The sequence below is a fragment of the Paenibacillus sp. J22P90 genome (assembly GCF_059692195.1).
Genome location: NZ_JCAUAY010000012.1, coordinates 118,520 through 132,607, shown reverse-complemented (window position 1 = coordinate 132,607; position 14,088 = coordinate 118,520). Strand labels below are relative to the sequence as shown.

Genomic DNA, 14,088 nt, shown 5'->3' with positions numbered 1-14,088 from the left:
CCCTCTACATCGCCTCCTTCCCTCTATTTTCGATAAATCCGTGCTCGATCAACAGCGCATAACTCCCTTGGTCGGCCTTTCTTACTTTTTGCGATGCATGAAGCGACAATTTCCCGGGAAATGTCCATTTGTCTGTCGAGTTGTCATAAAGAGCTAGATTCGTGACGAAAACGCATTCATTTTCATAGCGGTATTCGACGATTCGTACAATCTTTCTTTTACCGTGAACAACCTGCATTTCTATCCCGATATGTGTCACAAATTCAGTAATGCGTTTCGTCAAACGCTTCGAATCCATCCCTCTGCCATCCAGCATGCACATGTCTGCAATCGCATCCGGTACATCCTCCAGTTCACTCACATGAACCGTCGTCAAACTGCCCTCATGCCCACGCGTACAGGCGCGAACATACAAATTAGCATCTTCATCCCGTATTTCAGCGTGACATATGCGCTTCGGAGACTGCCTTAACGCCAGTTTAAAAGCCTGCAAACCCGAATGTCTCGGGTCCTCCTCGTCTATTTCGTATTCGACGATATTTTTGTGTGGGAAATCCCGTTTTAAATTCAATTCAAACCGTGATTCAATCGTAATAATTCGCTCATTATCGTTCATTTCCGCGATGATCGCTTTAATTAAGTTGGTCTTTCCGGAGTTTGTCGGTCCAATGACGACCATATTGAAGTAGGTGTGGATAAAACAGCGCAGTAACAACGCCATACGGGTATCCATCGTGGCAAAATCAGGTGAAGAAAGCGAGGCTAAATCAAATATTTTTACCGTGTAAAATCGTATCGTTAAAGTCGGCTCTGCTGTAAATCCGAAGCCCGTCATCGTTACACGTGAACCATCCTGAAGAACAACCTCTGCCCAACGCTTTCTCGGATTGAGGGTATCATGGTTGAATAACACCAAATTTTGTTGAATTCGCTCTAATTCACGTATGGATGGAAGCTCGTAAAGAGAAGGAGTGGCTATACCGCCTCGCACCTCAAAAATCTTCTTTCCCACAACCTGAATCTCTTCTAAGCCTTCCTTCTGTTTAAGGACGAGTTCTAATACATTTAATCCGATGATTTCGGCAAAAATCGCTTCCGGCAATGTCGTATACCCACTAGCTCGAGGTGGAATGTCGGAAAGTCTTCTTTTCGACACGAGATCATGAATAATCGCCAGCAGCTTCCCACGATCCTCTTCATAGCCCAAAATCGCGCGATTCAGCGTCTCGTTATATAGCTGCTTTTCACTCTCTGATCTGCCTTTCAAGGCAACAAGCTCACTGCGAATTTCCTGGACCCATTGCTGAAAAATAGCTTTCTCTCTAGCGTGATCCTGACCCATACCGCTTGTACGCACCTCAGATTCGCTGGCCCCATCTTTGGAATCGTTTAATTCTGCAGTATGTGAATCCTCCTCCGTCCTACGTTCATGCATGTAGGTAATCATCGAAAATCTTTTCCCACTCACTCCTTTTACCTCCTGATATGAATTTCACTGACCGCGCGTTTGCCGGCGATAAGCTTTTGAAACCAGGTCTCCTGTCGCACACTCTTCCTCTGAGGCAGATGATAAAAATCAGCAAATTTCCGTGCCACAGCCTTCACCTCATGATGCATCGGATGCGATGCGTTTAATAGCTCCATCAGCTTCCCTTGGTTGCAGCGAGCAAGCGCATCCCCATGTCTGCTGACATGTCCAATTAAATGTAGCTGCGTTTCTTTGCGAATATCCTTGATCGTGAATTCACTTTGCTTCGCGTGTCGATCCGTTTGCACCGCCATAAGCTCGAACGCATGCGGCTGTAAACCAAATACTGACCCAACCTGCCTAATCCACTTCGAGAAATCCTCCTGAAAATGCGCAATATCTCCCGTCGTGACAACGATTTTACTGTCTGCTTCAAGCAGGCCACTAACCGTAGCCGCATTATCCCAATATGCGCTCACTTCTATGATACAAATGTCAAAAGCGCCACGAGCCACCCGCAATAAATGAATAATTTCCGATGGCGTAAAAAACTCTGCCTGCTCACGAAGCATATTCCCATATAAAATATATAGGCCATGCACCTCTTTCGGCTTATCACAAACATGAAGCAATCGTTCAGGTGTCAGACTTTGTGCCTTAAGCTCCGCTCTCAATCCATCCAACGTAAAAAAGTGCTCTTCACGCCCCAAATACCGATGAAGCTTGGAACTTTTGAGGTTCAAACACAGGTAACCTACCTTCTTCGAAGTCTCCATGGCTAACATACAAGCCACGCCAAAAGAGGCTAGCGTCGTACCGATATTCGGTGTAGAACCAACGAATGTAATTAATTTCCCAGGAGGTCCCTGATTCGATTGACGACCACCCGCCCCATCAACCCATGCGCGAATTTCGTTCGCGATCACAGCAGTACTGCGACCCGGAAGGATGTAGTCCAGCTTCATCATTTTGCACATTTTCACATACTTCTCATTGATCGAAACATCATGATAATTCGAGAGTAACACGATCACTTTCAGCCCTGAATCATGCCCCTGTATGGTTTCGAGAAACTCCTCCAGCTCCCCATACGATAAATCCCGATCCGAAATAATCAAGTGTGAGTATAACGGATCCATACATTTAGGCTGTAAATCATTTACCTCCGAAAATATTCGCCACCCAAACGGTTTCGCATACACAACATTCGTAATCTCATCGATCAAACGCTGATCCTTCGACACTAGACCGATTTGCAAATAGGTTCACCTCTCTTTCAACAAATCTAAATTTCACTACCCTTCTACTCGTCAGCAAGAATCGACGTCGAGCTAAAGGCTATCACCAGCTTGGCTTTTTTCGAGGAGCAGAGTTGATCGATCTGGAGCCATTCCTGCTCCGTCAAATTCAAATTAATCTGATCAATGGAGCCATTGGCTTCCAGCCTTGAGGTGTACATCTTCTGTTCATCGCCCTCAACTTTGGATAGCAGATTGGAATTCTTCGGATTATCAATCTCTACATTAGCGGAGGATTTAACAGATGCAACCGTAATTTCCTTGTTATCAAAAAGCCTGCGCGAGCTGCCATCCATCCCAGACACATACATGCGAACTCGGTCTCCGGCGCGGATCCCATTGGAAACGGTAAGCAAATACTCTTTCGGAATTTGAAAAGTCGCCTGCTGCTCATTCGGCAAGAGATGATATCGATTCACTTTCCATTTCAGAATAGGCTCGTGCCTACCTAACGGAATCATCGATTCCTGACCAACAACATCAGCAAATTTAGTCAACATACCTATGGTATAACTCCCTTTCTGGATCGCCCTGAACTCGACCATATCCTCACGAATGAATTGACCTGCGCGAATAAAATCCTTCGGAACCACAACCTGAACCGTCTGCTGCAGTTCCACCTGATTCACTTGCAGCACATACACCCCGTACACGAGCAACCCCGCCAGCACTGCAGCAACCACACTAATCAGCAGGCTTCTCCTGCGATTCAATCGATCACCTCCTCTCCGTGGAAACAACAAAAAAACGCAAACCTCGGAAAATCACTCTCCGAAATTTGCGTTCTTCGCAAATCAAACTATATTCATAAGTTCGAAACAATATAATTAAATTATCACATTAACTTCCATTTTTCAACATGTATTTACAAAAAAATGCTAGGTCCGCTCTTGAACTTCTGCAAGTGTTGGCAGCGCAGGTATCGCTCCCCTGCGCGTCGTTGTAATCGCGCCGACGCGATTAGCGAAGGCAAACACACGCTCAGCTGCGCCAGGCTCCGCTAGCGCAGCTACGATGTTGGCTGGCGTCACGCCCAGCGACGCCAATTGAAAGAGCATCCCGCCGACGAAGCTGTCGCCGGCGCCAGTCGTGTCCACGGCTGCCACAGGCACGCCGGGGATCACGACATCCTGCCGCGCGGTCACGACGCGGCAGCCCTGCGCCCCCAAGGTGATAATGATCACCTTGGGACCGGCCTGCAGCAGCTGCTGCGCACCTGTGGTCGCGTCCACGCCGAGGAGGAATTCAATTTCCTCCTCGCTGACCTTGACCACATCCGCAAGCCCTAGCTGCGCAAGGATCTCAGTCCGAGCAGCATCCGCGCTCGGCCACAGGGCTAGCCGCACATTGGGGTCGTACGACACCAATGCGCCGTATGCTCTCGCTCGCCGCGCAGCGTCGAGCGTGGCGGAACGGCAAGGCTCGGCGATCAGCGATACCGAGCCGAAGTGATAGACCGCGGCGTCTTCGAGCCACTGCGGCTCGACTTCGTCAGCGCGCAGCAGCATGTCCGCCGCCGGGTCGCGGAAAAACAAGAAATCGCGCTCACCATCCGCGCGCAGCGAAACAAAAGCCAGACCGGTCTTCGCCTCATCGGTCTGGAGCACCGCCGTCTGCACGCCAACGTCCTGCAGCGTGCGAACTAAGTAATCGCCGAAGGGGTCCCGGCCGATTTTGCCGATAAACCTTGCGTCGCCGCCTAGTTTGGCGACCGCCGCAGCTACATTGGCCGGCGCTCCGCCTGCGGCCCGCCCAAACTTCCCTACGTCGGCCAAATCTTGGCCATTCGCCTCCGGCACAAAATCAATCAACAGCTCACCTAAGCAGACGATCATGGTCTTCGTCGGTTGCGTTGTTTCCGTTATTTTGCCCATCCCCAACATCCCCTCTATTGTTTATATCCGAGTGCGCGCATGATAAAAGCCGTCGTTTGCTCAATCAGTTTGTCCATATCTGGCCGTTCTTCCGTAAACAACGGTTCGAAAAACTCCCTCTGCTTATAGAAAAACATCGCGCCTAACACAAACATAAGCGTGCTGTCCAACGATTCGAACTCATACAAGCCATCTTGACTTCCCTTGTCCAATAATTCACGAACTTTTTTCCATAGCGGAAAAACAAGCTCCCTTATTTTTTCCACACGCGGAGTGATCGCGATAATCTCCATTTGAATAAGGCTAATCATCTCCGGATCCGCCGTTCGGATCTTTACAACTTCCCTAATGACCATTTGGATACCTGCATACGGATCTTCAACATTAAAAAATTCAGCTAATTTCTCTGAAGGGAAAAACTGTTTGAATATTTCATGGAAAACGCTCTCTTTTCCACCAAAATAATAGGAAACCAGAGCCACATTGGCCCCGGCCTCCTCACATATTTGACGAACGCTAGTTGCATCATATCCATGTTTGGCGAACAGCTTTTTCGCTGCCAGCACAATTTTCATTTTCATATCTAACTCTTGTTGAACCATGCCTAGCGCCCTCCTAAATCATAGTTAAGCGTTGGATTGAACACGTCCTGCGGACGGTGCTGCTTTTGCCTTTTTGACAACCACAACTACAATATCCAAGACAAGCGCCACCGCGGCAATCAAAAGCAAAAAGCCAACTTCTTGTCCTACACCAGGCCCACCGAACAAGATATTCATCAATCCATTTACTGCATAAGTCGCCGGGAAGAAGTTACTAATCGAATGATAGAAATTTGACAGAAGCTCTCTTGGTACAATCGCACCAGAAGAGACCAATTGCAACGATAACATCGCGATGTTAAAAAGCATACCCGCGTTCCCAAACAATGTCAAAAACATTTGGGCAACCAAAGCAAACGTTAATAAGAACAACGATTCGAAGCCCCAAAGCGCAACGAAGCCTTTATCTACTTGGCCCCCCAATGAAACGACCATAATAGCACTAATGAGTCCAACGACTACCGCGGCAATCACGGTTATTCCGATACGAGCGGCCATTTTTTGCATTTTAGACAGAGAAGTACCTATTAGATTAGTAGAAACGCTGAAGTTCATTCCCATAATCATTGTGCCCACAATGGAGGCAAGCACAAGCATCATCGGCAGCATTTGATTCGGCATATCCTTGACTTTATTCGTGCTTTGAATGTCTGAACTCACTTTGCTTGCCAGCCCTTGTGCAATCTGAGTCGCTTGCTCTGCCGGAAGCTGTGGATTCATCTGCGTCAGTACAGCCGATGCTCCTGCTGCCACTGCCTCTTTGTTCACCGTTGCGGTAATGTTCCCCGCCACAGCCTGCATGATCGACTTCGTCATGGACGGATTCGACTCATTGATCGTATAAGCGATCGGTGCTGTTTGTCCTGGGGTTTGCAGCTTTTTCGAAAAATCCGACGAAATGTGCATAACCAACTGCACTTCGCGCAGATTTAGCTTGCTTTGAGCTTCCTCATTTGAAGCGATCACTTCCGTCTTAAAAGGCAGATTACTTTGCAGGCTTTGAACGATTTTGCCTCCCATAGCCTGATCTTCATTGACGATCGCAATCTTCAAATGGTTCGTATTATCCGATACTCCCGAATATCCTGTCATCCATATGATACTAAACAGCAACTGGAACGTAATCGCTGTGATAATTCCTACTTTTGTTGTCGCAGGTTTTAAAAATGTTGCTATTGCCTCTCTCATGTGACCACTCCTGTTCATTAAACAATCATTTTAATTAAACGTTTGTTTAAATAATAAGGCAAGGGTAGATAGATGTCAAATAAGCCACAGTGGTGGAGATAGTGTATTAAATATTCCTCGTTCAGGCAGATGTCCAAGCGTTCGGGTAATTGCCTGCATTAAATAGTTTAGAAACTAAGAAACGGAGGTTTTCTTACCTATGGCATGCGATAATTCGGCTGCTGCTTTAACTTGCTGCTCAGAGAAAAATTTCGTACAGGATAAAGTATGTGCACCATGGACTGGCACAGTAGTTGCCACGGATGTAGACATTGTCGTTTATACGAATAATATTAATCCAAACCTTGTAGGCACAGGATATGTGAAATTCGATGTGGGACCTGCTGCGATTACATTGGATGTATTGAACAGCGCGGGTGCTTCCATCTTAACAGCGCCCATTTCCATTGAACCTGGAACAAGTCTGGCTTTTACTTACCAACGCTTCGCCACAATCCAGTTAACACTGGATGGAACAGACGCCGGTTTATATCAGGGCGAATTCTGTATCACTACCCGTTATTCGATTCAGTAATGCCATCTGATATCTAAAGGAGGTACTCATAATGTGCTCTTGTAACACATCATCTCTTAGTTGTTGTTCAGAAAAAACATACGTGCAGGATAAAGTATGTACGAACTGGCTGCTGCCTGCAGCAGGTACAACCACTGTTTACACCGATAATATGGCAACTCTGATTAGCGGCACTGGATACGTTAAGAATGAAACGGGGACCGCTGCCATTACGGTTTCTTTTCTCCGTTCGGCAACTCCCGTTATGACCGCGATTTCGGTGCCGCCAGGAGGCAGCTCCTCATTTACTGTCGGGCGGTTTGATACGATTAATATTACCTCAACTGCAGCGGCAACCGGGGAATTTTGCATAACTGTGCGATACAGCATGTAAAATGTACGCTGCAATATAGGTGGTTTTTCACTTAACCGTGAGAAACCACCTTATTCATGATCGCAGCAGGGATGCTCGGATTGGAGTTGAATTGTCGTGGAGATGGCGTACTTGCCTTCTACATAACTCATCTCGTCGTGCAGGGAAGAGATGTCAATTGCTTTTACACCTTGGCCTATAAAATTGATCGTACTGCCGGGAGGAACGCTCAGTCGTTTGTTCTCTGCGTCATCAGTCTCAATGTCAACCTCTATAGCCTCGGTGCTGCTCGAGCTTGAAAATATACTGATCTGAGCCACTTCAATCTTCGAATCCACATCCATCTCCCATATTCGAAAACCAGGCTGAGTGCCTTGAAGAAGGATATTGCCGCAGCATTCTTTATTGATCGTTGTCAGCGGAGCTGGCGGGGGTAAAGGATGGCAATGGTGGTGCTTCGGTGATGGACGGGGCTTAGGCGGCGGGTATGGTTTAGTTGGTGGGTAAGGCTTTACCACTGACGGCTTACCTATTAGCTTGAGCTTAAGATTCGGTTTAGGATTTAGGTTCCATTCAGGCTTGGATTTTTTGGTTGGATATCGGCTGCGAGAATAAGCGGGAACCAGATTGGTGATCTTCATCATTAATCGGCGATAACGCCGCTTTTTCTGCTTCGGCTGATTGACACTCCCTTTATTTAAGGATAGGAAGGAAGACGATGTCTTATGAACGATGGTCAGCTCTACAAACTTTTTCCTCGCGCTGCCTTTCTTCTTGATCACCGCCCCTCCTCCTCCCTTCGATATGCCGATTTCCCCTACATACTTATATTAGATGTTTGTTCTCCTTCAATGGTTATACATGTTTCTGATTTATTTCAATAATAGACTATGCAATCTGATGCATCGACCACACAACTCCAGTCGAGCTATTGCCTATATTGATCGTAATGATTAATCCAGCTGCATTATAAAATAAGCCGACAACATCGCCAGCCGTCAACGAAACGTCCCCGGCCAATGTAATTTCACCGGTTCCCAATACTGCGCGCAACGATAGAACTAATACTACGTTAACGTTTAAAATAGGTAGATAACCGCTCACCAAGTTAACGGCAGAAGGAGAAGTTCGCTGCACGGCAAAAAACGGATTGACCCCAGCGCCCAGGCTCACGCTGACAGCTGCAGTCGTGGCGTAGTTAATCGTCGCCAGTATCGTATACCTTCCGGTTGTCGGTACTGTGAAGTTGCCGGTAACTGCATTAAAGTTCACATGTCCATAATAGGGGCTAGCCGTCGACCAGTTCGTTAGCTGCGTACTTGTTGCAACGGATAGCGTAGATAGGAATGCTGAAAATCCCGTCGACCCAAAACTCGGCCCCGTCGAACCGGTTGCACCTGTGGCACCAGTTGGACCCGTTGGACCCGTTGGACCAATTACACCGGTCGCTCCGGTCGCTCCCGTTGCTCCAGTTACTCCAGTAGCTCCAGTTACTCCGGTTGCTCCAGTTACACCCGTTGCTCCAGTTGCTCCAGTTGCTCCAGTTACTCCGGTTACTCCAGTTGCCCCAGTTGCTCCGGTCGCTCCCGTTGCTCCAGTTACTCCAGTAGCTCCAGTTACTCCGGTTGCCCCAGTTACCCCAGTTGCTCCAGTTACTCCGGTTACTCCAGTTACTCCAGTTACTCCAGTTGCCCCAGTTGCCCCAGTTGCCCCAGTTGCTCCAGTTGCTCCAGTTGCTCCAGTTGCTCCTGTTTCGCCGGTTGCTCCAGTAGCCCCAGTCGCTCCAGTTGCTCCAGTTACTCCGGTTACTCCAGTTGCCCCAGTTGCTCCGGTAGCCCCAGTTACTCCAGTTGCCCCAGTTGCTCCAGTTGCTCCAATTGCTCCAGTTTCGCCGGTCGCCCCAGTTGCTCCAGTTGCTCCAATTGCTCCAGTTTCGCCGGTCGCTCCAGTTGCTCCTGTTGCTCCTGTTGCTCCAGTTTCGCCGGTCGCTCCCGTTGCTCCTGTTTCGCCGGTCGCTCCCGTCGCCCCGGTTGGCCCTGTCGGACCCGTTGGACACACGCAAGTGTCGCAGCAGCTTAAAGGCATTGAACATGAACAATGTCTATGTGAGCTTGCTCGAAAGTCATCATCATCTCCAGGACCACAATAGTTCACGAATCATACCCTCCCTAAGGCAAACCTTCCTTGCTTCAAACAACTCTATTACTAGTAAATGATTATCAGCTTAATATGCTTGTACGCATGTCTCCCCTTGGATAAAATGTACCCAATACGAAATAAACAGCTACGCGTTCCTTCTTTGGCGGGAGCCTTTATCAAGTCATGTGAAAAGTAGCACTACCTAAGTTGGAACTCTTTTGTGTTCCCAGGCTAGGTAGCTTTTGGGGATTAACTGGATTTACTACATCTATTTTCGTGGAAAACTAGCTTTTGGGGAGTTTAACTGGATTTTCTACATCTAATTTTGCTCACAAATGATCCGTTTAGCGAAATCAGCCTGAAATAACGGGAGGAAATCCATTTATTTTGAGAAATACCGTGTTTTCGCTAGAATTACCTGTAGAAAATCCAGTTATTCTCTTGGCCAGGATACGAAGTGGCTAGTGCTGATGCCTGTGCCAGAAGCGGCGCCTCGCCTCACGCCTTAACCCAAGCTGGGCGCAATTAAATAAGGGTATAAATTCTGACTTTTATATCAAAAAAGGCCCTTAGGAGTTTATCCTAAAGGCCCTTCGCTTTCACTAGATCTCAACTATCGAATCGGTACAGCTGCTCATTCGTAAATTTCCACTCCGGAGTGTGCAATGTATCACCGAAGGAGATACTGTACCAGGGATTCCCCTTACCATTAGCAGGGTTCTGCAAAATGTGCATCTCTTGTGCAGGCGTATATCCCTGAGCTAAGAGAAACAACTTCTCGCCGTTTTTGGGATTTTGGGCCATATCCAGGATTACAATCGCATGTCCTGGTGATCCGCCTTCGAGGAAAATATCTCCGGGTCGCATCTCTGATAGAGATACATGCTCCATCTCCTTGGCCAAGGACAGCGTGCCTGCATACGCAAACACCATGTTCAGATAGCTGCGAAAGCCCTCATAGCTATTGGAGCTGACTCCGCGTTTCACCCAGGAAACCTTATTCCCTGAAACCTCAATCCGATTTCCTTTCGTCCACGTAGCATAATCAGCTTTGAAGCCATTCGTAAAGTTGAAATGTATCTTGTCATACCATCCCTTACCGTATAAATATTCCGCCCGCAGTCTCATAACCGAATCTGCACATTGCTGGAGATCCCGCTCCCCAACATCCACATCCAATACCGCTTCGTAAACCTCTTTCGCCTTTAACTCACCGTTAAATAAATGAACCTTCGAGCCATGAGGCTTAAGCGGAATCTGACGTAAATAGGCTTCATATGATCCGGTCTCAACAGGTATCCGTTCAAAACCTTTAGGCACAGCAATGCGTTCTGCCACATTTGTCCCATTTGGTTGAATCAAATCAGCTTTCAACCGCTTTGCGGCCACAGGAGAATCGCCGACCTCCGGTCCATTTCCTTGACAGGCAACAAGCACAAATGCAAGGGATAAACATGTAAGCATACCTTTTTTGCCCAACACTAGCAGCACTCCGTTCACTTGGAAGTTATTAACATTCATTAGACGATGTGAGCCTTATAATAGTTTATATCATCAAATAATAGCCTTTTTCATTCTTTTTATACAATAAAAAAGATACCCCTAATCCATGCACCATAATAATAGTGCCTAGACGCTAGGTATCTTTAAGTACATTAAGCTTTCCTTCTCCCAGCCATAAAAGTACGCATGACTTGCTCTGCCTTCTGAGCTAACAGCTCGGAAGTTCGACTCATCGCCTCCTGAAGCGATATCGGTCCGTCCGCGATACTATGAATACTCGTCATGCCATATTCATATAGCTTCTCAATCCCTTGTCCGACTGCGCCTGATAGGACGATGACTGAAATGCCATGCTGCCCCGCAGCCTGGGCAATCCCCATCGGCGCTTTGCCGGAAGCGGTCTGGGCATCCGTCTGCCCTTCGCCGGTAAATACAAGATTCGCATCCTGCAGATGCTCTTCAAGCTTGGACATCTCGATCACCACATCGATACCGCGTTTCGTGCTCGAGGGAAAAAACGCTTGAAACGCACCGCCAAGCCCACCCGCTGCACCTGCCCCCGGCAGATGATGGACAGCTGTGCCGGTATGCGTTTCTATGATGTCGGCCCAATGGGCGAGCGCTCCATCCAGCGCTTCAACCATCTCCGGCGTCGCACCTTTCTGCGGTCCGAAGACGTGCGATGCTCCTTGTGGGCCGATGAACGGGTTCGTAACATCAGACGCAATTTTAAATTGCGATTCTCCGATACGCTCATCCCACTTGGAGGCATCGATGCGCCTAATGTGAGGCAAGGCTTGTCCGCCAACCCCAATCTCATGCCCTTCTTCATCCAAAAGCTGTAAGCCCAGCGCTTGCAGCATGCCGCAACCACCATCGTTCGTCGCGCTGCCGCCCAGCGCAAGGATGAAGGAACGATATCCGTGATCGAGCGCATGTCGAATCAATTGACCGGTACCGTACGTTGTCGTCTCCATGGGATTTCGTTGTTCCACTGGAACAAGGATCAATCCAGATGCCGCCGCCATTTCTATCACACACGTGACACCATCTCCGAGGATGCCATACGTGGCGGTCACCTTATCTTGCAGCGGGCCTTGCACAGGAACGGAAATCTTCACGCCCTGTGTAGCCTGCACAAGGCTATCCACCGTCCCTTCTCCCCCATCTGCGATAGGAATAAGGACGGTTTCTGCCTCAGGCATCGCCCGCAGAATCCCTTCTCTAATCGCCACGGCTGCCGCTTCCGAGCTAAGGCTGCCTTTAAACGAATCTGGTGCAATCACGATTTTCATAAAACTAGCCTCCCGCTCGGAAAGCATTTCCCGATTATTTCCCAAAGTAGTAAGTCTGGGCTCCACGTACTTCGGTCTCCACAGCAAAAAGCGCCCCCGCATGAGGTTGGCTAAGCAGCTCTTCCGTTGTAAGACCACAAGAGGCCGTTGTAATGTACAGTGTACGTAGCTCTGGCCCCCCGAATACGCATGAAGTGACGAGTGCTGTCGGAACTGGAATGCTTTCAAGACATTCCCCCGTATTCGGGTTCCATCTGGACACCTGCCACCCATTCCAATGGGCAATCCATAACATGCCTTCAGCGTCTATGGTCATGCCATCTGGCCATCCCTCAACAGATTTAAAATCAATGGCACAGCGAGGGTTAGAGATATTCCCTGCCCAATTGTCATAATCAAAAGCCTTCACTTGTTCTGACGCGCTATCGATAAAGTACATGGTCTTATGATCTGGACTCCAAGCCAGCCCGTTTGAAATCGTGACGTTATCCAGCTTCTTGTGGCACTCCAAGTTTATATCCAAACAATATAAGCTTCCCGCTCCCGGAGCATCATCAAGGTCTTTGGTGCCTGCCCAAAACCGCCCCTGCGGATCACATTTGCCATCGTTGAAACGACTATTAGACAAATGCTCCTCGGGATCATGAATAGGTGTCAGGATACCATCCTCTAACGAAAGTGAATGATAGCCCTTATTTGTGACGACTAGAAGACCGCCGCTCTTATCGGGTACTACAGCACTTAAAGCTTGTTCGAAGTGATACACATGCTGCAGTCCGGAAACTGGTTCCAAGACAAAAAGATTGTTGCTTAGAATATCTACCCAATATAGCAATCCACATTGTGCGTCCCACGTAGGACCCTCGCCTAACAAAGCTTTAACGTCTGCAACTACTCGAAGAGAGTTAGCCAATATCACGTCACCTATCCTTTAGTTATCTGCTGCAAACGTATTGCGCAGGGTACCAATTCCCTCAACCGTCGCTTCCACAACATCACCAGGCTTCAACCATACTTGAGGTTTCTTGCCCATTCCGACTCCCGGAGGTGTTCCCGTAGAGATAATATCACCCGGTTGAAGCGTAATCGTCTTCGAAAGGAACGAAATCAAATGTGGCACATCAAAAATTAATTCCTTCGTGTTCGAATTTTGCATCACTTGTCCGTTCAACGTCAGGGAGATGTTCAGCTTTCCTGGGTTTTCAATCTCATCTGCGGTAACAATCCACGGACCTGTTGGGGCAAACCCGTCTATAGCTTTTCCACGCGTCCATTGTGGTTCGTTCAGCTGAATATCGCGGGCACTGACATCATTCAACACCGTATAACCGAAAACGTAATCCATCGCTTCTTCTTTGGATACCTTTTTTGCCGTTTTACCAATGACGACGGCAAGTTCAACCTCGTAATCACATTGAGAGACTTCGCTCGGGATCGTAACGAAATCTTCGTGTCCGGTCAGACAGTTGTTGTACTTTGGAAAAAGCACAGGAACCTTCGGTACCTGCATATTGGATTCAATGACATGGTCATGATAGTTGAGTCCGATACAAATAATTTTCTCTGGGTCTGTCAGAGGTGAAGCTAGTTTAACATCCTCCAAAGCATGAACAGCACCGTTTTCCGCGAGATCAGCAAGGTATTCTTCGGCACTCTTACCAGATACAGCAAGCCCACGAATCACATCACGTGAACTGCCAAATGCATTCAATGCTTGAATAGTGTTCTCACCTTTTATAACTCCGACTTGCAACTTATCTGGGTCCTGCTTTGTGTAAAATTGTAGTAATTTCAT

Annotated in this window: 14 protein-coding genes; 2 read left to right on the top strand and 12 right to left on the bottom strand. The window is 47.9% G+C overall.

All coding sequences use genetic code 11. The annotated features are described in order from the left end of the window. Nucleotides 1-4 precede the first annotated feature (4 nt). The 6 genes from AC58UX_RS28825 to AC58UX_RS28800 all read right to left on the bottom strand — a co-directional run bounded on the left by AC58UX_RS28825 (nucleotide 5) and on the right by AC58UX_RS28800 (nucleotide 6,430). Nucleotides 5-1,468, bottom strand: a complete 1,464-nt coding sequence (locus AC58UX_RS28825) for an ATPase, T2SS/T4P/T4SS family (protein WP_497259210.1) — start codon at nucleotides 1,466-1,468, stop codon at nucleotides 5-7. A 5-nt stretch (nucleotides 1,469-1,473) separates the two neighbouring features. Further along, nucleotides 1,474-2,727 carry a CpaE/TadZ family protein gene (locus AC58UX_RS28820; RefSeq protein ID WP_497259208.1) on the bottom strand — a complete coding sequence of 418 codons (1,254 nt, stop codon included), beginning with the start codon at nucleotides 2,725-2,727 and terminating at the stop codon, nucleotides 1,474-1,476. 44 nt (nucleotides 2,728-2,771) lie between these two features. Then, nucleotides 2,772-3,479: a CpaB family protein gene (locus AC58UX_RS28815; protein WP_497259206.1), complete on the bottom strand. Its 708-nt coding sequence runs from the start codon at nucleotides 3,477-3,479 to the stop codon at nucleotides 2,772-2,774. A gap of 165 nt (nucleotides 3,480-3,644) precedes the next feature. Beyond that, the gene (locus tag AC58UX_RS28810; RefSeq protein WP_497259204.1) at nucleotides 3,645-4,640 is read right to left on the bottom strand and encodes a PfkB family carbohydrate kinase; all 996 of its coding nucleotides are present in this window, start codon (nucleotides 4,638-4,640) and stop codon (nucleotides 3,645-3,647) included. 14 nt (nucleotides 4,641-4,654) lie between these two features. Continuing rightward, nucleotides 4,655-5,242 carry a TetR/AcrR family transcriptional regulator gene (locus AC58UX_RS28805; protein WP_497259202.1) on the bottom strand — a complete coding sequence of 196 codons (588 nt, stop codon included), beginning with the start codon at nucleotides 5,240-5,242 and terminating at the stop codon, nucleotides 4,655-4,657. A gap of 24 nt (nucleotides 5,243-5,266) precedes the next feature. After that, entirely contained in the window at nucleotides 5,267-6,430 is a 1,164-nt protein-coding gene (locus AC58UX_RS28800; protein WP_497259200.1) for a YhgE/Pip domain-containing protein, read from the bottom strand. Between the two features lie 199 nt (nucleotides 6,431-6,629). Between AC58UX_RS28800 and AC58UX_RS28795 the strand changes: the two genes are divergently transcribed. Together AC58UX_RS28795 and AC58UX_RS28790 are read left to right on the top strand one after the other, a co-directional pair. Then, nucleotides 6,630-7,004 carry a DUF3992 domain-containing protein gene (locus AC58UX_RS28795; protein ID WP_497259198.1) on the top strand — a complete coding sequence of 125 codons (375 nt, stop codon included), beginning with the start codon at nucleotides 6,630-6,632 and terminating at the stop codon, nucleotides 7,002-7,004. Nucleotides 7,005-7,035: 31 nt separating this feature from the next. After that, nucleotides 7,036-7,377 (top strand): DUF3992 domain-containing protein, encoded by a 342-nt coding sequence (locus AC58UX_RS28790; RefSeq protein WP_497259196.1) that lies wholly within the window; start codon nucleotides 7,036-7,038, stop codon nucleotides 7,375-7,377. A 50-nt stretch (nucleotides 7,378-7,427) separates the two neighbouring features. Here the strand turns inward: AC58UX_RS28790 and AC58UX_RS28785 are convergent, their stop codons facing one another. The 6 genes from AC58UX_RS28785 to AC58UX_RS28760 all read right to left on the bottom strand — a co-directional run bounded on the left by AC58UX_RS28785 (nucleotide 7,428) and on the right by AC58UX_RS28760 (nucleotide 14,088). Next, nucleotides 7,428-8,138 carry an S-Ena type endospore appendage gene (locus tag AC58UX_RS28785; protein WP_497259194.1) on the bottom strand — a complete coding sequence of 237 codons (711 nt, stop codon included), beginning with the start codon at nucleotides 8,136-8,138 and terminating at the stop codon, nucleotides 7,428-7,430. A gap of 106 nt (nucleotides 8,139-8,244) precedes the next feature. Next, nucleotides 8,245-9,510: a BclA C-terminal domain-containing protein gene (locus AC58UX_RS28780; protein WP_497259192.1), complete on the bottom strand. Its 1,266-nt coding sequence runs from the start codon at nucleotides 9,508-9,510 to the stop codon at nucleotides 8,245-8,247. Nucleotides 9,511-10,104: 594 nt separating this feature from the next. Continuing rightward, a complete protein-coding gene (locus AC58UX_RS28775; protein ID WP_497259190.1) occupies nucleotides 10,105-10,959 on the bottom strand; it encodes a DUF4846 domain-containing protein in 855 nt (284 codons plus the stop codon). A gap of 191 nt (nucleotides 10,960-11,150) precedes the next feature. Beyond that, nucleotides 11,151-12,293, bottom strand: a complete 1,143-nt coding sequence (locus AC58UX_RS28770; protein WP_497259188.1) for a glycerate kinase — start codon at nucleotides 12,291-12,293, stop codon at nucleotides 11,151-11,153. Between the two features lie 34 nt (nucleotides 12,294-12,327). Then, nucleotides 12,328-13,212 carry an SMP-30/gluconolactonase/LRE family protein gene (locus AC58UX_RS28765; RefSeq protein ID WP_497259186.1) on the bottom strand — a complete coding sequence of 295 codons (885 nt, stop codon included), beginning with the start codon at nucleotides 13,210-13,212 and terminating at the stop codon, nucleotides 12,328-12,330. A 12-nt stretch (nucleotides 13,213-13,224) separates the two neighbouring features. Further along, nucleotides 13,225-14,088, bottom strand: coding sequence for a fumarylacetoacetate hydrolase family protein (locus AC58UX_RS28760; protein WP_497259184.1), 864 nt, complete (start codon nucleotides 14,086-14,088; stop codon nucleotides 13,225-13,227).